The organism is Kitasatospora sp. NPDC029367 (assembly GCF_055569135.1).
The window spans coordinates 37,701-56,507 of the sequence record NZ_JBVHYH010000063.1 but is presented as its reverse complement, the minus strand read 5'-3'; the positions used below and the strand labels follow the sequence as shown (position 1 = coordinate 56,507).

Sequence of the window (18,807 nt, the reverse complement as noted above, 5' to 3'; positions counted from 1 at the left end):
CCCCCCCCCCCCCCCCCCCCCCCCCCCCCCCCCCCCCCCCCCCCCCCCCCCCCCCCCCCCCCCCCCCCCCCCCCCCCCCCCCCCCCCCGCTTCGTCGGGACCGGCCCGGCTTCGTCGGGGTCCGGTGCGCTGCGAGGATGTGAGTTCAGGAAGTTCAGCCGGCCGAAGCGGGCCGGCCGGGGCCGCGGGGGACTACACCTGTATGGCGCCCCGGGAGAAGCAAGGGAGGAAGAACACCATGGTGGTCACGCTCGCCAAGGGCGGGAACGTTTCGCTCACCAAGGCCGCGCCGAACCTGACGCAGGTCCAGATCGGCCTCGGCTGGTCCGCCCGTTCGACCACGGGCGCACCGTTCGACCTCGACGCGAGCGCCCTGCTCTGCGGTGGCGGACGGGTGCTCGGCGACGAGTACTTTGTCTTCTACAACAACCTCAAGAGCCCCGAGGGCTCGGTGGAGCACCAGGGCGACAACCTCGTGGGCGGCGACGAGACGGGTGACGACGAGCTGATCCTGGTCAACCTGGAGCTGGTCCCGGCCCAGGCGGACAAGGTGGTCTTCGCGGTCTCGATCTACGAGGCCGAGGCCCGGCTGCAGAACTTCGGACAGGTGCGCAACGCCTACATCCGGGTCGTCAACTCCGTCGACGGCGAGGAGATCGCGCGCTACGACCTGTCCGAGGACGCGTCCAGCGAGACCGCGATGATCTTCGGCGAGCTGTACCGGTACGCGGGTGAGTGGAAGTTCCGCGCGGTGGGCCAGGGGTACGCCTCGGGCCTGCGCGGGATCGCGCTCGACTTCGGCGTCAACGTACAGTGAGGCCGTAAAACGGACTTATCGCACCGATCAACGATCAGATGATCAACGATCAAACGATCAAGAGAACAGAGGGCAGTGCGGGGGTGACCTGACCGGGCCCGGCCCGGTCAGCCGTCTCGGGACCAGGCCGCCCCCGACACGGCCAGAACCCGAAAGGTAGCCAACTCCCGTGTTCCTCCGCACATTCGGCTGGTCGTTCGCGATCACCGCCCTGGGCCTGATCGCGGCCGGACTGCTCTGGGGGGCCCAAGGCTTCGGCATCGTGCTGATCCTCTCCATCCTGGAGATCTCCCTGTCCTTCGACAACGCGGTGGTCAACGCCACGGTGTTGAAGCGGATGAACCCGTACTGGCAGAAGATCTTCCTGACGGTCGGTGTGCTCATCGCCGTCTTCGGGATGCGTCTGGTCTTCCCGCTGCTGGTCGTCGGCCTCACCGCGAAGCTCAACCCCGCGACGGTGATCGACCTCGCCCTGCACTCCAACGCGACCCACGACGGCCTCACCTACGGCCAGTACCTGGAGGCGGCCAACCCGGCCATCGCGGCCTTCGGCGGCGTCTTCCTGCTGATGATCTTCCTCGACTTCGTGTTCGACGAGAAGGAGCACAACTGGCTCGGCTGGCTGGAGCGCCCGCTGGAGAAGGTCGGCAAGCTGGACGCCCTGTCCAGTGTCGTCTCCCTGGTCGCGCTGGTGCTGGCCTCGCGCTTCTTCGCGGCGGAGCACGCCGAAACCGTTCTGCTGGCCGGTGTGCTCGGCCTGATCACCTACCTCGTCGTCGGCGGCCTCTCCTCGATCTTCGAATCGGGCCTGGAGGAGGAGGCCGAGCGCGAGGAGGAGGCGGAGAAGTCCGGCAAGTCGGTCGTCCAGGTGGCCGGCAAGGCCGCGTTCTTCCTCTTCCTCTACCTGGAGGTCCTGGACGCGTCGTTCTCCTTCGACGGCGTGGTCGGCGCCTTCGCGATCTCCAACGACATCTTCCAGATCACCCTGGGCCTCGGCATCGGCGCCATGTACATCCGCTCGCTGACCGTCTTCCTGGTCCGCAAGGGCACCCTGGACGACTACGTCTACCTGGAGCACGGCGCCCACTACGCGATCGGCGCGCTGGCGGTGATCCTGCTGGTCGGGATCAAGTACCACATCCCGGAGATCGTCACCGGCCTGATCGGCGTCGCCTTCATCGGGCTGGCGCTCGCCTCCTCGATGCTGCGCAACCGGCGTGAGGCGGCGGAGGGGGAGAAGGAACTCGTGGGCAGCGGGCAGTAGTCCGCCGCCCCAGCCACCCCCTCGGCCGTAGGGCCGGGGAACGCGACGGCCGCCTCCGGGGATCCGGGGGCGGCCGTCGCGTTGTTCCTGCGGGGGATGTGTGGGCGGGGGCGGGGGTCAGCCCAGCTGCTGCTCGATCGCGCGCAGCTTGCGCTCCAGCGAGTCCAGCTTCGGCATCGACAGGGTGTCGTCGTCGGCCGTCAGGTCGACGGTCGAGCTGCGGTAGGACGAGGTGGAGCCGCTCGTCGAACCGGTGGTCGAGGAGGAGTACGAGCTGTCGGTCGAGGAGTAGGAGCTGCCGGTCGAACTGCTCGCCGAGGACAGCGAGGAGGACGACAGCGAGCTGCTCGCGGAGGAGGTGTAGGACGACCCCACGGCGGCCCGCGGCCGACGGCCGGCGTCCAGCGCGGTGGCGGAGGAGGTGTACGGGTCCTGCGTGGTCGAGGCGGTGCGGTCGCTCTCGGCGGCTAGGGCAGGCTCCGTAGCGGTCTGGCCGTCTCCGGCCGCCGTGAGCGCGGGCACCTGACGCCCGCCGCGGGCCCGGGCGAGCATGCCGCCCTGGCGGGAGATGGCCTTCAGCTCGGCCCGCTCGCGGCGGTCGGCGGAACGGGCGCGCACCTTGGCGTCCAGCTTCGCCTGGCGCTCCTCGCGGACCTCCTCGACCGCCTCGTCCAGGCTGCGGACGTTCTCCAGCAGCATCAGCGACCAGGCCGCGTAGGTCTCGCGCGGGGCGCGCAGCCAGCGGACGATGCGGATCTGCGGCAGCGGACGCGGCACCAGGCCCTGCTCGCGCAGCGCGGCCTTGCGGGTCTGCTTGAGCGCGCGGTCGAACAGGATCGCCGCCGAGATCGACATGCCGGAGAAGAACTGCGGGGCGCCGGCGTGGCCCAGGCCGCGCGGGGCGTGCACCCAGTTGAACCAGGCCGAGGCGATCGCGAACACCCAGACCAGCAGGCGGGAACCGAGCGCGGCGTCACCGTGGCTGGCCTCGCGGACGGCGAGCACCGAGCAGAACATCGCGGCGCCGTCCAGGCCGAACGGGACGAGGTACTCCCAGCCGTTGGACAGGCCCAGGTTCTCGATGCCGAAGCCCACCAGGCCGTGGAAGGAGAGCGCGGCCGCGACGCCGGCGCAGCAGAACAGCAGGGTGTACGAGGAGATTCCGTAGATCATCTCCTTGCGGCGGCGGCGCTCCTCGCTGCGCTCCCAGGAGTCGCCGGCCTCGTCGTTCTTCGAGCTCTTGAATCGCAGCGTCGCCATCAGGATGGCGACGAACAGCAGGGCTGCGCCGCCGACGACGGTCCAGACCAGCTGTATGGAGGTCAGGTTCATTGCGGGTCGGGCCTCGGGTTTCCGCAGGGGACAGGTTCACAGCGCGACACAGGTGGTCAGGTCCCGCGGGGCGGGTACCGCCTGACGGTTCGTTCGTCGCCGCACGACGTGCCCACCGCGCCCGCGCAGGGGCGGACGGGACACCTGTGCGGCTAGACGATATCGCGTCCGAAGGGGCGGCATGTTACGGGAGGGCGGCTTCCGCGGGCCAATCGACCCACCGGTTCGGGTCACGGGCGGGAATCACGGGTGGGCGTCAACGGCTGGGCAGGGTAGGGAAAGAAGGAGTCCGGGTATCCGTCGGCCCGGTCGATGCCCGATCATGGACCGGCGGATCGTCAGACCGCCGCACGGAGGCAGGGGGAGAGGACTGGATGGTCTCGATCTGGGAGTACCTGCGCGGGGACAAGAGCTACACCTTCGACAACCCGGGCGGGCAGCACAAGGTCACGCTCACCAAGTCGGCGCCGCAGCACGCGATCACCGGCTCCGCCGCCACCACCGGCTACCTCTACGTCAACCTGCACTGGACCATGCGCTCGGGCGCCGTCCGGCCGAGCACCCGGGACACCCTCAAACGGCTCTTCAGCCCGCGGATCCTCAGCCCGCTGGAGCCCGACTCGCCGGGGGGCAACGAGCAGCTGAACGTCGACCTCGACCTCGCCTGCATGTACGAACTCTCCGACGGCACCCGGGGTGTGGTGCAGCCGCTCGGTGAACTCTTCGGCGACCTGCGGGAACCGCCGTTCATCAAGCTCAGCGGTGACGACCAGTACGGGGCGCCCTCCGGCGAGACGATGTACGTCAACCTGGAGAAGAAGGACAAGTTCAAGCGGCTGCTGATCTTCGTCTACATCTACGACGGCACCCCGGCCTTCGAGCAGACCCACGCGGTGATAACGATCGTGCCGCAGACCGGGCCGCGGATCGAGATCAAGCTGGACGAACGGGCCCGGGCGGCGCGCTCCTGCGCGGTGGTGCTGATCGAGAACGCCGGGGACAACCAGCTGACCGTGCGCCGCGAGGTGCGGTACGTGAACGGGTTCCAGGCGGACATCGACCGGCTGTACGGCTTCGGGATGCAGTGGCAGCGGGGGTACAAGGGGCAGAAGCCGAGCGGGGGCGGGGACTGAGGTCCCCGGCGGGGCCGCGGGGGTGCGGTGACCGTGGGTGGCGGGGCTGCGGTGCTGGGGGCGTCGGCCCCGCCGGGCGTCGGGCTCGGCGGGGCGGTTCGGTGTGCGGTGATCCGGCGGGGACGGCTCAGTGGGGCTGGAACTGCGGGCCCTGCGGGGGCAGCGCGAACTCCTCGGCGGGCTGGGCCTGGGCCTGGGGCGGTACCGGTGCCGGGGGCTGCGGCGGGACGGGCGGCTGCTGGCCGGTGCCCGGCTGGGGCTGCGGGTAGCCGTATCCGGTGCCGGGCTGGGGGTAGCCGTAGCCGCCGGAGTGGGGGCCCGGCTGGGGCTGCTGGGGCGGGTACGGCTGGTTGGGCTGCGGGTAGCCGTAGCCGGTCGCGGGCTGGGCCTGCGGGTAGCCGTACCCGGTGCCGGGCTGGGCCTGGGGGTAGCCGTAGCCGCCCGATTGGGCGGCCGGCTGGTGGGTCGGCGGCGCGGGCGGGGCCGGCGGGATGTTCGGGGGCACGGTGGGCGGGGCCACCGGCGGGGGCGGGGTGGCCGGCGCGGCGGACGGCGGGGTCGCCGGGCCGTTGGCGGCGGCAGCAGCCGGGGCCGGGGTGGCCGGAGCGACCGGGGGCCGGGCCGGAGGCTGCGCCGGGGACTGCGGGACGGCCGGGCTCAGGGTGAAGGTGCCGGGCTCGGGCCGAGCCTCGGAGCGCGGGTCGGGCAGCGGGGTGGCCCGCGGGTCGACCGCGCCGGTGGGGGTGGCGGTGGAGGCGGGCGCCGGGGTCGGCTGGGCAGCGGCGGCTGCGGCTGCGGCGGCCGCTGCCGCCGCGGCGGCCTCCGCCTCGTCGTCGACCGTGATGCCGAAGTCGGTGGCCAGGCCGATCAGTCCCGAGGTGTACCCCTGGCCGATCGCCCGGAACTTCCAGGAGCCGTTGCGCCGGTACAGCTCGCCCGCGACCAGCGCGGACACGTTCTCGGCGTCCACGATCGCGAACTCGGCGAGCGGAACCGCGCCGTCACCCGTGGCGGCGTCGAACAGCAGCAGCCGCAGCCCCGGGACGGCGCGGAACGAGCCGCCCTCGGAGGAACCGGCCAGCACCACCCGGTCCACCTCCACGGGCAGCTTGGCCAGTTCGACCTCGACCGTGTCGATGATCTCGGCGCCGCCCGCGGTGTGCTGCTTGGGCAGGTGGCGGACCAGGCCGGAGGGGTGGCGGGGCTGGTTGTAGAAGACGAAGTCGGCGTCCGAACGGACCTTGCCGTTGGTGCCGAGCAGCAGCGCGGACGCGTCCACGTCCGGCGCACCGGGCGTGGCGCTCCAGCGCAGCACGGCGCGGACCGCCGCCGCCGGCAGTGCGATGTTGGCGCCCTTGGCCATCACGTGCGTCATAGCGGACCATCCTGCCCGTTCGCCACCCCTTCGGACAACGTGACCGGGACGGTCGGCGTGGGGGCGGACTTTGCCAAGACTTGCGTCGGACCGAGGTTTGCGGCGGGCCTTCCGGTGGGTGGCGGGTGGCCGGTCGGAGTCGGGCGGGGGCTGGGTGGCCGCCGGGCGGCGCCTGCCGGTCGTCCGTGGGGCGATCGCCCCGGGCGGGCCCCGGCGCCCGCCGGATGTTCCGGGAGTTCAGTGCCCCGACGCCGGGAACGGCCGGAACCCGTCCGTACGATGGGCCTTCGAACAGGCCCCCGGAGGCCGGTGGGGGGAGTCCGCCGGCGGTGCGTCCAGGCGGGAAACCGCTGGCCGGAGGCCGTCCGTCCGGTCGGTCAGCCCGCCGTCCAGCCCCGAGGAGAGCACCGTGCGCCATTTCGGCCACCTCGTCGACGACGTCCGTGCCCGGCTGTTCCTGGAGCAGCCGCGGACGTTCACCGCGGCGAGCGAGCCCGCGGTGCTCGCCACTGCCCTCGGCGGCACCCTCTACAGCCCCGCGACCAGGCCCGTACTGGCCGCCGACATCCGCAAGCTGGCCGGACAGGGCGTGGTGTCGATGGTGCTCTGCCTGGAGGACTCGATCGCCGACCACGAGGTGGGCGCGGGCGAGCGCAACCTGGTCGAGCAGTTGTCGGACCTGGTCAATGATTTCACCGACTGCGCACAGGATCACCCGCTTCTCTTCATCAGGGTTCGCACTGCCGAGCAGATCCTCGACCTGGTCGAGCGACTCGGTCCGGCCGTCGGGCTGCTGAGCGGCTTCGTCCTGCCCAAGTTCACCCCGCAGGTCGGCGGCGCCTACCTGGCCGCGCTCGCCGCCGCCGAGGCCGCCACCGGGCGGCGGCTGTTCGCCATGCCCGTCCTGGAATCGCCCGAACTCGCCCACCTGGAGACCAGGCGCGAGCAGCTCTTCGGCATCGCCGAGCTGCTCGCCGAGCACCGCGAACGGGTGCTCGCCGTCCGGCTCGGCGTCACCGACCTGTGCTCCGCCTACGGGCTGCGGCGCTCACCCGACCTCACCGCCTACGACGTGGCCCTGGTCGCCGCCGTGATCGGCGACGTGGTCAACGTGCTCGGCCGGGCCGACGGCACCGGGTACACCGTGACCGGGCCGGTCTGGGAGTACTTCCCGGTGCAGGAGCGGATGTTCAAGCCGCAGCTGCGCCGCACCCCGTTCGCCGCGACCGCCGGCACCGCCCGGGCCTCCGGCGAGGAGGTCCGCCGGAAGATCATCGAGCACGACCTGGACGGGCTCATCCGCGAGGTCGAACTCGACCGCGCCAACGGCTTGTTGGGCAAGACCTGCATCCACCCCAGCCACGTCCCCGCCGTGCACGCGCTGTCCGTGGTCACGCACGAGGAGTACTGCGACGCGCGCGACATCCTGCGGCAGGAGCAGGACGGCGGCGGGGTGCTCCGCTCGGCGTACACGAACAAGATGAACGAGGCCCGGCCGCACCGCGCCTGGGCGGAGCGGGTGCTACTGCGGGCGGAGGTCTTCGGAGTGGCCCGGGAGGACGTGAGCTTCGCGGAGCTGCTGTCGGCCTGCCTGTGCGGCTGACCCCGGCCCCTCGACCCGACGACACGAGCGAACAGATCGATCAGCACCACCGAAGGCGGGACCAGTAGTGAAGAGAGCAGAGACGGCGACGGCAGCGACGGTGACGGCGGTAGCGGGCGGGGCGGGTGCGGCCGGGGCGGGTACGGCCGGTGTGGTGGAGGGCGGCTGGACCGGGCGCTGGGTCGCCGAGCGGGCCGGGATCGCGCTGACCGGATCGGAGCGCCTGCCCGAACTGGTCGGCCTGGCCCTGCGGTCCGGCAACCCCAGGCGGGCCCACCTGCTGGTCTCCAGCGTGCTCGGCAAGCACGTCCCGCAGCGGCCCGCCGTCGTGCACGGCGCCGGGCTCGAACTCGGTCGCCGGGTCCGGGAGTTGCTCGGCCCCGCGGCGGCCGGCCGGGCCGTCGTGCTCGGCTACGCGGAGACGGCCACCGGCCTCGGTCACAGCGTCGCCGACGGCCTGGACGCGCCCTGCCTGCACTCCACCCGCCGCCCCGTCCCCGGGGTGCCCCCGCTCGGCGGCTTCGAGGAGGAGCACTCCCACGCCACCGGCCACCTGCTCCTCCCGGCCGACCCCGAACTCCTCGCGGGCGACGGGCCGTTGGTGCTGGTGGACGACGAGCTCTCGACCGGCCGGACCGTCCTCAACACCATCCGCGAACTGCACCGCCGCCACCCGCGCGGCCACTACGTGGTGGTCGCCCTGGTCGACCTGCGCTCCGCCGAGGACCGGCACCGGCTCGCCGCGGCCGCCGCCGAACTCGGCGCCCGGCTCGACGTGGTGGCCACCGCGAGCGGTGGCGTCGACCTGCCCGAGGACATCGTGGCGCGGGCCGAGCGGCTGATCGCCGCCGTCCCTCCGGCCGCCCCGCCGCCGGCCGTCGAGCCCGCCCCGCTGGTCCGGGTCGAGCTGGACTGGCCCGCCGGGCTGCCGGACGGTGGGCGGCACGGCTTCACGGCGCGGGACCGCGAGCGGCTGGACGCCGTACTGCCCGCACTGGCGGGGCAGGTGGCGGAGGCGCTCGGGGACGGCGCGGGGCCGGTGGGCGGTGCCGGCTCGGTGGATGGTCCTGGCTCTGAGCAGCAGCGGGTTTTGGTGCTCGGCTTCGAGGAGCTGATGTACGCGCCGCTGCGGCTGGCCGAGGCGCTCGCCCAGCGGCTCGGCGGTGACCGCGTCCGCTACTCCACCACCACCCGCTCGCCCGTCCTCGCCGTGGACGACCCCGGCTACGCCATCCGCACCCGGCTGGTCTTCCCGGCCCACGACGACCCGCAGGACGGCGGCTCGCGCGAGCGCTACGCCTACAACGTCGCCCCCGGTGCGGACGGGGCCCGCCGCTTCGACGCCGTGGTGCTGGTGGTGGACGACGTGGCCGACACCCCGGCGCTGCACCAGGGGGAGTACGCGCTGCTGCGCCAGCTGCGGCAGGTCACCGACCGGGTGGTCCTCGCGGTACTCCCCTCGCACCGCCCGGTGCTGCCCGCCGTACCGTCCTCGGTGTCGTCCTCCGTGCCGGCCGCCGCGTCGCCGGCTCCGCTGCCTGCCGCGCTGCCGGCTCCGCTGTACGGGCCGGAGTTCTCCTCCTACCGCCCGGAGGAGGTCGCCTGGCTGCTCAAGGACCTCTCCGACGTGCCGCTGGAGGCCCCCACCGAGGAACGGGAGGAGGCCGTCCAGCACGGCGGCGCCCACTACGCCGAGTCGCTGCCGGTCGAGTACCGCCCCAGCCCCGAGTACCAGGAGCTGTTCCACCAGGCGCTGCGCGGTTCGGCCCGCCGGATGGCGCTCGCCGTCGGCACCGTCGCCGAGACCCTGCTGCGCGAGCGCGGGCCCGGCCTGGTGCTCGCCTCGCTGGCCCGGGCCGGCACGCCGGTCGGCATCCTGGTCCGCCGCTGGCTGGCCTTCGCCCACGGCCTGTCCGTGCCGCACTACGCGGTGTCCATCGTCCGCGGTCGCGGCATCGACCAGGTCGCGCTGCGCTACCTGGCGGCCCACCACCGGGCGTCCGACGTGGTCTTCGTGGACGGCTGGACCGGAAAGGGCGCGATCACCCGCGAGCTCACCGACGCGCTGGCCGGCACCGGCTTCGACCCGGACCTCGCGGTGCTCGCCGACCCGGGCCGCTGCGTCCGGACGTACGGCACCCGGGAGGACTTCCTGATCCCCTCCGCCTGCCTCAACTCCACGGTGTCCGGGCTGGTTTCGCGCACCGTGCTGCGGGCCGGACTGATCGGTCCCGGTGACTTCCACGGTGCCAAGCACTATGCCGAACTCGCGGGCGGGGACGTCTCGGAGGCCTTCCTGACCGCGGTGGCCGACCACTTCGGGGAGGTCCGCGCCCTCGCGGTCCAGGCGGCCGACCGGCTCGCCGCCGACCCGGACCGCACGCCCGACTGGGCCGGCTGGGCCGCCGTCGAGCGGATCAGCGCCGAGTACGGCATCGACAACATCAACCTGGTGAAGCCCGGCGTCGGCGAGACCACCCGGGTGCTGCTGCGCCGGGTGCCCTGGCGGGTGCTGGCCCGGCGCGGCGCGGGCTCCGACCTCGACCACGTACGGCTGCTCGCCGCCCAACGCGGCGTCCCGGTCGAGGAGGTGGACGGGCTGCCGTACAGCTGCGTGGGCCTCATCCACCCCCGCTACAGTCGGGGGGCGACGGGGGAGAGCGGACGGGCCGTGACGGGGAGGGAGTCCTGATGGGTGCAGTGGAAGGTTCGGATGGTACGGGCGGTGCTGCCGATGGTGGCGCGGGTGGCTCAGGGGGCGCGGGTGGCGTGTTGGTGGCCAGCGACCTCGACCGTACGCTCATCTACTCCGAGCGGGCCCTGGCCCTGGGCGGACCCGACCGGCTCGCGCCACGCCTGCTCTGCGTCGAGGTGCTGGACGGGCGCCCGCTGTCCTTCCTGACCGAACGGGCCGCCGCTCTGCTGGTCGAACTGGGCCGCCGGGCCCGCTTCGTACCCGCCACCACCCGGACCGTCGAGCAGTACCGGCGGGTCAACCTGCCCGGGCCGACGCCGACTTACGCGATCTGCGCGAACGGCGGACAGCTGCTGGTGGACGGCGAGCCGGACCGCGACTGGCGCCGCGAGATCACCGCACGGATCGCCGCCGGCGCCGCCCCGCTGGACGAGGTGGTGCGTCGACTCGCCCTGAGCGCCGACCCGGAGTGGACGCACAAACGGCGGGTCGCCGACGAGCAGTTCGCCTACCTGGTCGTCGAACGCGACCGGCTGCCCGACGGCTGGCTGCCCGAGCTCACCGGCTGGTGCGCCGAACGCGGCTGGCGGGTCTCGTTGCAGGGCCGCAAGGTGTACGCCGTGCCGCAGCCGCTCACCAAGAGCGCCGCGCTCGCCGAGGCCGTCCGGCGCAGCGGCGCGCACACCGTCCTGGCGGCCGGCGACTCCCTGCTGGACGCCGACCTGCTGCTCGCCGCCGACGCCGGGTGGCGGCCCGGGCACGGCGAACTGGCCGACGGCGGATGGACGGCGCCCGGCGTCACCGCCCTGGCGGAGGTGGGGGTGGCGGCGGGGGAGGAGATCGCCCGCCGGTTCCTGGCGGCCGCGACCGTCGCCCCCGTCGCCCCTGTTGCCCCCGTCGGCACGGTGGTCGCCGGCTAGCTGTCGGTCAGCCGCCGGTCAGCCGCAGCACCCGCCGCCGCAGCAGCCGCCCCCGCCCCCGCCCCCGCTCGGGGCCTGCTGCGGCGCGCCGCCCGCCGCGCCGGTGACGGCGACGGTGGACAGCAGCTTCACGGTGTCCCGGTGGCCCTGCGGGCAGACGGCGGGGTCGTTGGCCTGGGCCATCGGGCGGCGGAGCTCGAAGGTGGCTCCGCAGGAGCGGCAGCGGAAGTCGTAGCGTGGCATACCGGCAGGGTACCGACCGCGCTCAGCGGTGCTGGCCCAGATCGCCGCGGATCATGTCGATCACCCGGGCCGCCGTCTCCCGTACCGCCGCCAGCTCGGTCAGGAAGTGCCAGTAGTCGGGGTGCCGGCCCGCGGCCTGGAGGGTCTCCAGTGCCCGGTCCAGCCGGGCCACCGCCTCGTCCAGCGGGCCGGCGTGCCGTGGGTCCGGCGCGGTGCGGCCCGCCATCGCCAGGCGCTGGGCGTCCCGGACGGCGAAGCGGGCGCGCTCCACCTCCCGGTTCGGGTCGTGCTGCACCTCGTTCAGCTGCCGCAGCCGGTCGTTCACGGCCTGCACCGAGCCGTCCGCGGTCTCCAGCAGCGCGCGGACCGTACCGATCGCGGCGGTGGCGTCCGCCCACCGTTGCTCGTCCCGGGCCCGGGCGGCCTCGGCGAGCTTGTGCTCGGCGGCCCGGCCCGCCTCGGCGACCTGCTCGGGCACCCGCTGGAGGTCCTGCCAGCAGGCCGTGCTGAACCGGCGGCGCAGCTCGCTCAGCGCCGGATCGACCGTCTCCGCCTTGGTCCCGAGCGCCTGGATCCGGGTCCGTAGGCTGGACACCCGGCGGTCCAGCTCCCGGGCCCGCTCGGGCAGTTGGGCGGCGTCGGCAGTGATCGCCTCCGCCCGCCGCTGCACGTCCTCGGCCCGCTGGAGGGTGGCCGCCACGCCGTGCCGTGCCGCCCCCTCGTTCAGCCGCCCCAGCTCCGGCGCCAGCTCGGCCAGCCGGGCCGCCAGGTCGTCCGCCCGCAGCCCGGCGCCGCGCACCTCGTCCAGCGTGGTGGTCGCCCGCAGCAGCGCGCGCTTGGCCTGCTCCACGGCCGGAGTGACCCGCATCAGCTGCTGCTCGGCGTGCTGGAGGGTCGGCTGGAGGCGGCGCAGGAAGTCGGTCAGCTCGGCGCGGGCCGAGCGGAGCTGGCCCTGCACGTCCACCAGCAGCCGCCGGGCCTGGGCCACCGAACCGGCGTCCAGGTCCTCCCGGTCCAGGTCATGGGCGTCGAGCGCGGCCAGGTAGTTCACCGTGACCTGCTCGACCCGGCCGGAGATCGCCGGCCACTCGGCCAACGCCCGCTGCGCCGCCGCACCCTCCTCGGCCGCCCGGACGGTCTCCACCGCCAACCGGAGCTCGCGCTGCGTCTCCTCCAGCTCGTAGAACGCCTCCTGCGCCGCGGCCCGCGCCTCCCGGGCCTCCGCCCGCACGCCGTCCCCGGCACTCCGCCGCCCCCACCAGCCGCCACTGCCCGCCGACGCCAGCCCGACCGCCCCCAACGCACCCGCCAGCACCACCGGCAACACCAGCGCGTCGCCCAGCGCACTCCCCGCCCGACGCCGCCCCCGCTGCCCGCTCCCGCCGGCCACCGCCACTGCGCGCTCCCTGCTCCGACCCGCTGATCCGCGCCCATTCTCCCCGATCCCCCCGCACCACGGGCAGCCCCCTCCCACCACCCCGCCCCGCCCGCACCACACCATCCCTCCGGACCAGGTACCCTAGGCACTCGTCGTACGCCCGAAGGGCCACGACCGGGGGCGCGTAGCTCAGTGGTAGAGCGCTGCTCTTACAAAGCAGATGTCGGCGGTTCGAAACCGTCCGCGCCCACCCCGTGAACAGCTGGAACGCACACTGCGGCCCAGGTCAGGAGCATGATCCTGACCTGGGCCGCAGTCGTTCCGGCGGTCTTGTCGCCGCCCCGGCCACAGGGCGGACGCGTCCTGGTGGTCGGGGGCTTTCGGCGTTTCGGGGTGGGGGGTTGGGGTGGGGTGGGGTCATTGGCGGGTGGGGGTGGTGCCGGTCATGGTGAAGCGGGGGGAGCACTGTTCGGTGGATCGGTTGTTGGCGTTCCAGACGCAGATCTGCAGGGTGTGGCCGGTGACGGGGAGGAAGCTCGTCTTCGCGGCGCCCCAGGAGGCGCGGAAGGTGTAGGTGAGGCCGTCGCTGCGGGAGAGTTCGGCGACGCAGGTCTGGTTGAGGGAGGTGTTGAGGACGCCTGCGAGGGAGCCGGTGCCGTTGTCGTCCAGCCAGGCGGAGCAGGCGGCGTCGTTGCCGAACCAGCTGGTGTCCGCCTCGGAGCCCTTGACCTGGGCGGGGTCGTCGCTGCCGTTGATGCCGCTGATCGAGGAGGAGGTGACGGTGGGGGCGGCAGCCGAGCGGGTGGCGGGGGCCGTGGTGGGTGGGGTGGCGGGTTTGGGGGTGGAGGCGGTGGAGACGGCGGAGGTGGTCGAGGGCCGCGGGGTCGGGGAGGAGGCCCGGGTGGGGTCGGCCGGGGTGGTCGACGGCGGGGGCGAAGGGTCGGCGGTGGGCGAGGGTGTGGCGCTCGGGCTGGTGGAGGGCCCGGGTGTCGTGCCGGCCAGGGGCTGGACGGTGACCGGCGTGCCGAGGGAGTCCAGGGAGGTGTGGTGCTGTGGGGATGTGTCGGGGCTGAGGGCGTACACCGTGACCGTGCCGAGGGCGATCACGGCGGCGATCGGTAACAGGAACAGGCGCTTGCGCCGGCGGCGGCGGGGTGGTGCGGGGGGAGGGGGCCCGGCGTCGGGTGGCGGGAGCGTCTCCAGCTTGCCGACCGGCGTTTCGGCGAAGGCGCGGCGCGCGTCGATGCGGGCCAGGACTTCGGTCGGCCAGGACGGGGGAGGGGCGGGCAGGTGCGCCTGGGCCGCCTGGACGACCTGGTCGGCGGTGGGGCGTGCGCCGGGGTCGGTGGCGAGGCAGGGCGCCAGGACGGCGGCGAGGTCGGCGTCCACGGCGCGCAGCCGTTCCAGGTCGCAAACGGCGCCGGGCGTGCGGGCCGAGGCGGCGTAGAGCAGGAGCGCCGCGAGTGCGTAGACGTCCGCGGGCGCTGCCACGTCCGCGTCCCCGGCCTGCTGCTCCGGCGCCGAGAAGCCCTGCGTCCCGTAGCCGTCACCGCTCCTGGTGAGCCGCGCCTGGTCCGCGGCGCGGGCGATGCCGAAGTCGATCAGCTTCACGCCGTCGTGCACCAGCATGACGTTGGCGGGCTTGATGTCGCGGTGGGCGATCCCGGCCGTGTGTACGGCCCGCAGTTGGGCGGCCGTCTCGGTCAGCAGGAGCCACAACACCTCGGCGGGCAGCGGCCCGTGCAGTCGCACCGCCTCGTCCACGGTGAGTCCGGGGACGTACTCGGTGGCGAACCACGGGCGTTCCGGCGTGCCGTCGCTCGCCAGCACCCGCGGTGCGACCCCGAACGGCACCCGGTAGAGGAGACCGACCTCCCGTTCGAAGCGCTCGCCGGAGACCAGCCGCGGCCGGACGAGCTTGACGGCGGCGTAGCCGCGGTCCGAGACCCCGAGGTAGACCTCGCCCATGCCTCCGGTGCCGAGCAGGCCGATGACGCTGAAGCTGCCGATCTCCTGCGGATCGCCCGGGCCGAGTGGTTCGGCGACCGCGCTGTCGATCGCAGCGGCTCGCCGGCTGATCGTGCTCACGGCGGGCAGGCTATCGAGCAAGGTCACGCCCGGCAAACAGAGTTGACGGTTCCGCAGATGCCACCCACGCATGCCGGAGGGAGGACCAGTCCTCCCGGAGCGCTCGTACACTCACTGGCGCGAGCCGAGGCGCAGGCATGTGAGCAGAGGTATGTGAGCGGAGGTATGTGAGATGGTGTACGGAAACTTCCCACCCCAGATGCTGCCGCCGGGCAGCCCCTCCGACCGGGTGCCCCCGGCGCCGCCCGGGACGATCTTCGTGATCGGCCCGGAGGGCGGGTACGCCGTGCCGCCGCGCCGGTACACCCTGCTGTTCGGGCGCGACCGCGAGGACGTGCACGTACCGGTCGGCGTCGACGACCCGACCGTCAGCCGTCGGCACGGGGTCTTCAGCTGCGCCGCCGCGGACGGCGACTGGTGGCTGGTCAACACCGGCAACCTGCCGATCGAGCTGCCCGACGGCGTGCTGATGCTCACCGGCCACAAGCGGATCATCGGGCCCGGGTACACCCCGCTGGTGATCAACTCGTCCAAGCGGCGCTCCCACCTGGTGGAGGTCCGGGTCGTGGACGGGGACGACCTGCACCCCCGTGCCACGAGCAGCGCCGAGACCGCCGCCCCCGAGACGGTCTACGCGCTCTCCCCACAGGAGCGGCTGGTGCTCACCGCGCTCGCCCGGCGGTACCTGGAGGGCCAGGAGGCCTTCCCGCTCCCGCTGGCCTGGGAGGACACCGCCCGGCTGGTCAACGCCTCGCCGTACGCGACCAAGTCCTGGACCTACAAGTCGGTCGCCAACACGGTCGAGGACGTACGGGAGCGGCTGCGCCGACGGGGCGTGCGCGGACTGACGCGCGACGAGGTCGGCGAGCCGGTCGGGTCGACGCTCAGCGTCAACCTGATCAGGGAACTGCTGAGAACGGCGACGCTGAACGCCCAGGACCTGGAGTTGTTGATCGACGGGACCTGAGTGGATGTGGAGGCAGGAGTGCGCGCCCCGGTCGACGGTTCGGCCGGGGCGCAACGGTGTTCATCGGGGCGGCTCGGCCTCGGCCTCGGGCTCGCGTTCGGGCGCGGGCTCGGGCGCGGCCTGGGCGTGGTAGGTCACGTGCATGGTGCCGTCCTCCATCGCGAAGACGGCGGCCCGGTCCTCGGCCCTGTTCTGCTGGCGCGGTTGGGGCTGTGGCTGGGGCTGGGGCTGGGGCTGCGGACTCGGTTGCTCGGGGCGATCCGTCGTGTTGGTCACCCGGTTGTTGTCGCCCACGATGAAGGTGCCGGAGACGTCTCCGGTGCGGATGGCGTCGGGGGTGGATTCCGCTGGCATGGGCGGGCCTTTCTCGGTCGGTCGTGCGGAGGTCATGTGCTGCAGTGGGTTTGCAGGCTGTCCAGGGCCGTGTTCGTCGCCGATGCCTGAGTCGACGTGTCGACCGTGTCGCTCTGCCCGTTGCGAAAGGACTGGTACTGGCTCACCATCTGCTGAACGGGACTCAGGATCCTGTTGAGGTCCGATGCTACGGATCTGTCCCGTGCGCGCGACGCGGCCGCCTGTGCCGTGGACTTGATGGAGCGCAGGTCCTTGATGACGGTGTCGATGGCGGAATTCGGCGCGCTTCGGTCGGGAGTGGCGGAGGTCCGTCCCGAGTTGTAGGCCTCCACGGCGTTGTTGTACGAGGTGACCGCACCGTGCGCGGTGGTCGCGTCGGTGTTGAACCGGCCGATCTCTCGGTCCAGCTCCGGCAGCACCGTTGCGCACACGGGATCGACGGATTTCGTCGGGACGACCGGAGGCGGGTACGGTCGTCCGCCGGCCTGGACGGAGCCGGACGTGGCGGCCGAAGACGAGCCGCGGTCCTTGTTGGCGTTGACCGCGGCCCCCACGCCCACCACGGCTGCCAGTCCGACCGCGCAGGCGATGGCGAGGGCGATGCCGCCCTTGGCGGTCGCCGCGCCGGCGGTGGCGAGTGCGGTGTGGCCCGTGCCGGTCGTGGCGGCGCCCGCGGTGTGTGCCGAATGGGCCGCGTGAGTCGAATGGGCCGCGTGCGTCGAGTTGGCCGCGTGAGTCGGGTGGGAGGCGTGCGTTGAGTGGGCGGTGGAGCTGTGCGAGCCCGAGAGGTCGACCTTCGGCGGCGTCGCCTGCGAGGCGGAATGCGCGCCGGGCAGGTGGGTGCCCGGCACCGGCTGTTGGGCGGTGTGGGACAGGTCGATCACCTTCGGTGGAGCCGGCGGGTGTACGGGCGCCGGAGCACCGGAGGCGGGAACCGGGTGGGTGACGGTCGGTGGCTGGACCACGGGGTGGGTGACGGTGGGCGGTTGGACCACGGGGTGGGTGACGGTCGGTGGCTGGACGACCGGGTGGGTGACCGTCGGCGGGCTGACCACGGTGTGTACCGGCCCGACCGGACCCACCGGCCCGACGGGCCCCACCGGCCCCACCGGCGCCATGGCCGTCGTCACCGCCGTGACGGCCTGATGGACCGCCGACTGCGCCTGCAGCGCCATGAGTTCCTGCCAGAGCACCCCCGCCTCGAGCACCAGCGTGGCCGTCTGCGCCACCCGCCCGATCGCCCTGCGGCGGGCGCGTGCCTCGCGCAGGAAGAACTCCTCGCCCGCGCTGTCGCCCGCGCTCTTCGCGGCGGCCCAGCCGGCGCCGAGCAGGCTGCCCCACGCGTCGAACTGCCGGGACAGTGCCAGCTTCGGCGAGGCGGCGCGGGCCAACGCGGCGCCGAGCTGCGGCTGTCCGCTCCGCTCCGCCCGCAGCACCGCGACGTCCAGGGCCTGGAAGTGGGCCGCGACCTGGTCCGGGGTGGTGTCCCGCGACTCGACCCACGCGGTGAGCGCCCGGCAGAGCGGCCCGGCGGGGAACTGCGTCATCCGGCTCTTCAGCACGCACTCGGCGACGTCCGGTGGACACCGGTAGCCGGTCTCCGAGGCGAGCAGCAGACCGTGTCGCACCAGGCCGTCGGCGAGCGCTTCGGCGTCCGGGCGGCCGAGCAGGGTGTCGAGCTGCGGGGCGGCCAACTCGGCGCCGGACAGCGAGCCGAGCAGGTGCAGCAGGTCGCGCTCCGGTGGCCGGAGCCGGTTGAGCAGCGCGGGCAGCAGGGCGGGGAGGTCGGCGATGCTTGGCAGGCGGTTGCCGGTCGCGGTGGACAGCGCGATGCGCCGCAGCCGGAGCGGGTTGCCGTGCAGGGCGTCGCACAGTGCCTCCACGGTCCGTGCTTCGTCGGGCAGCAGTCCGCGGGCCAGGACGGTCTGCACCAGGGTCACCCCGGCCGGGGCCGGCAGTCCGTCGAGGCGGATCGCGTGAACGCCGGTGAGCGCCGAGCGGTGCTGCGAGGTGAAGACGAACGCGGACTGCTCGGCCATGTCGGACAGCCGGCGCAGGTCCTTCTCGTCGAGTCCGACGTCGTCCAGGTAGATCCGTAGCCGCAAGGTCTTCAGGTGCTCCTTGAGCACCTCCAGCGACGGCTTGTAGTTCGGCGCCTCGAAGCCGATGTCGAAGATCGCCTGCGCGAGGTCGTCGGCCGTCCGCCCGCCGGCTTCGACGTAGGCCGCGCCGTCGGGTCCGCCGGGCAGGGTGCGGGCGAGGTGGCGCAGCAGCGCGCTCTTGCCGACGCCGGGGGTGCCCCAGATCTGCACCAACTGGCTTCTCCCGAGCGCCTCCTGCACCAGCCGGAGGTCCCGTTCGCGGCCGATCAGCGGCTCGGCGGCGGACCGTGGCAGGTGGGAGATCCACTGCCGTTTGACCGGATCCGGCAGCGGTCCGGTGTGGACGGTGACGGACGAACCGCTCTCGGCGGTGACGCTCAGGTTGGTCACGGTGTTCCGGTCGCCGACGATCATCGTCCCGGAGACGTCGCGCGCCCGGATCCGCGCGGGACCGCCCGGAGTGCCGTGACCACCGGGAGTGCTGCTACCGCCCGGAGTGCCACTACCGCCCGGAGCACCGTTGTTCTCTGGCATCT

The 18,807-nt window shown here is 73.4% G+C and carries 14 protein-coding genes and 1 tRNA gene; 8 read left to right on the top strand and 7 right to left on the bottom strand.

Annotation, left to right across the window (positions count from 1 at the left end):
* Positions 1-238 precede the first annotated feature (238 nt).
* Both ACZ4W5_RS28230 and ACZ4W5_RS28225 read left to right on the top strand, forming a co-directional pair.
* On the top strand, positions 239-817 hold the full coding sequence (locus tag ACZ4W5_RS28230) for a TerD family protein (RefSeq protein WP_360228469.1): 579 nt from the start codon (positions 239-241) through the stop codon (positions 815-817).
* Positions 818-986: 169 nt separating this feature from the next.
* Positions 987-2,081, top strand: coding sequence for a DUF475 domain-containing protein (locus tag ACZ4W5_RS28225; protein WP_360228466.1), 1,095 nt, complete (start codon positions 987-989; stop codon positions 2,079-2,081).
* A 117-nt stretch (positions 2,082-2,198) separates the two neighbouring features.
* Here the strand turns inward: ACZ4W5_RS28225 and ACZ4W5_RS28220 are convergent, their stop codons facing one another.
* Positions 2,199-3,413, bottom strand: coding sequence for a DUF2637 domain-containing protein (locus tag ACZ4W5_RS28220; RefSeq protein ID WP_465657699.1), 1,215 nt, complete (start codon positions 3,411-3,413; stop codon positions 2,199-2,201).
* A gap of 374 nt (positions 3,414-3,787) precedes the next feature.
* On the opposite strand from ACZ4W5_RS28220, the gene ACZ4W5_RS28215 reads away from it, so the two are divergent.
* Complete coding sequence (locus ACZ4W5_RS28215; protein ID WP_360228460.1) at positions 3,788-4,546, top strand: Tellurium resistance; 759 nt, start codon at positions 3,788-3,790, stop codon at positions 4,544-4,546.
* Positions 4,547-4,673: 127 nt separating this feature from the next.
* Here ACZ4W5_RS28215 and ACZ4W5_RS28210 read toward each other — a convergent pair whose 3' ends face one another.
* On the bottom strand, positions 4,674-5,921 hold the full coding sequence (locus tag ACZ4W5_RS28210; protein ID WP_465657697.1) for a TerD family protein: 1,248 nt from the start codon (positions 5,919-5,921) through the stop codon (positions 4,674-4,676).
* 409 nt (positions 5,922-6,330) lie between these two features.
* Between ACZ4W5_RS28210 and ACZ4W5_RS28205 the strand changes: the two genes are divergently transcribed.
* The 3 genes from ACZ4W5_RS28205 to ACZ4W5_RS28195 all read left to right on the top strand — a co-directional run bounded on the left by ACZ4W5_RS28205 (position 6,331) and on the right by ACZ4W5_RS28195 (position 11,139).
* Positions 6,331-7,524 carry an HpcH/HpaI aldolase/citrate lyase family protein gene (locus ACZ4W5_RS28205; RefSeq protein WP_465657696.1) on the top strand — a complete coding sequence of 398 codons (1,194 nt, stop codon included), beginning with the start codon at positions 6,331-6,333 and terminating at the stop codon, positions 7,522-7,524.
* Positions 7,525-7,675: 151 nt separating this feature from the next.
* Positions 7,676-10,216, top strand: coding sequence for a phosphoribosyltransferase (locus ACZ4W5_RS28200; protein WP_465657702.1), 2,541 nt, complete (start codon positions 7,676-7,678; stop codon positions 10,214-10,216).
* An 80-nt stretch (positions 10,217-10,296) separates the two neighbouring features.
* Positions 10,297-11,139, top strand: a complete 843-nt coding sequence (locus ACZ4W5_RS28195) for an HAD family hydrolase (protein WP_465657701.1) — start codon at positions 10,297-10,299, stop codon at positions 11,137-11,139.
* 18 nt (positions 11,140-11,157) lie between these two features.
* Here the strand turns inward: ACZ4W5_RS28195 and ACZ4W5_RS28190 are convergent, their stop codons facing one another.
* Positions 11,158-11,382, bottom strand: a complete 225-nt coding sequence (locus tag ACZ4W5_RS28190; RefSeq protein WP_360228451.1) for an FmdB family zinc ribbon protein — start codon at positions 11,380-11,382, stop codon at positions 11,158-11,160.
* Between the two features lie 22 nt (positions 11,383-11,404).
* Positions 11,405-12,778, bottom strand: a complete 1,374-nt coding sequence (locus ACZ4W5_RS28185; protein WP_465657695.1) for a coiled-coil domain-containing protein — start codon at positions 12,776-12,778, stop codon at positions 11,405-11,407.
* A 160-nt stretch (positions 12,779-12,938) separates the two neighbouring features.
* Here ACZ4W5_RS28185 and ACZ4W5_RS28180 point away from each other — a divergent pair.
* A tRNA-Val gene (locus tag ACZ4W5_RS28180) sits at positions 12,939-13,010 on the top strand.
* Positions 13,011-13,177: 167 nt separating this feature from the next.
* On the opposite strand, the gene ACZ4W5_RS28175 is transcribed toward ACZ4W5_RS28180, so the two are convergent.
* Positions 13,178-14,848, bottom strand: a complete 1,671-nt coding sequence (locus tag ACZ4W5_RS28175; RefSeq protein ID WP_465657694.1) for a serine/threonine-protein kinase — start codon at positions 14,846-14,848, stop codon at positions 13,178-13,180.
* A gap of 172 nt (positions 14,849-15,020) precedes the next feature.
* Between ACZ4W5_RS28175 and ACZ4W5_RS28170 the strand changes: the two genes are divergently transcribed.
* On the top strand, positions 15,021-15,815 hold the full coding sequence (locus ACZ4W5_RS28170; RefSeq protein WP_465657692.1) for an FHA domain-containing protein: 795 nt from the start codon (positions 15,021-15,023) through the stop codon (positions 15,813-15,815).
* Between the two features lie 60 nt (positions 15,816-15,875).
* On the opposite strand, the gene ACZ4W5_RS28165 is transcribed toward ACZ4W5_RS28170, so the two are convergent.
* Both ACZ4W5_RS28165 and ACZ4W5_RS28160 read right to left on the bottom strand, forming a co-directional pair.
* Positions 15,876-16,169: a hypothetical protein gene (locus ACZ4W5_RS28165; RefSeq protein ID WP_465657690.1), complete on the bottom strand. Its 294-nt coding sequence runs from the start codon at positions 16,167-16,169 to the stop codon at positions 15,876-15,878.
* Between the two features lie 32 nt (positions 16,170-16,201).
* Entirely contained in the window at positions 16,202-18,805 is a 2,604-nt protein-coding gene (locus tag ACZ4W5_RS28160; RefSeq protein WP_465657689.1) for a hypothetical protein, read from the bottom strand.
* Positions 18,806-18,807: the final 2 nt, after the last annotated feature.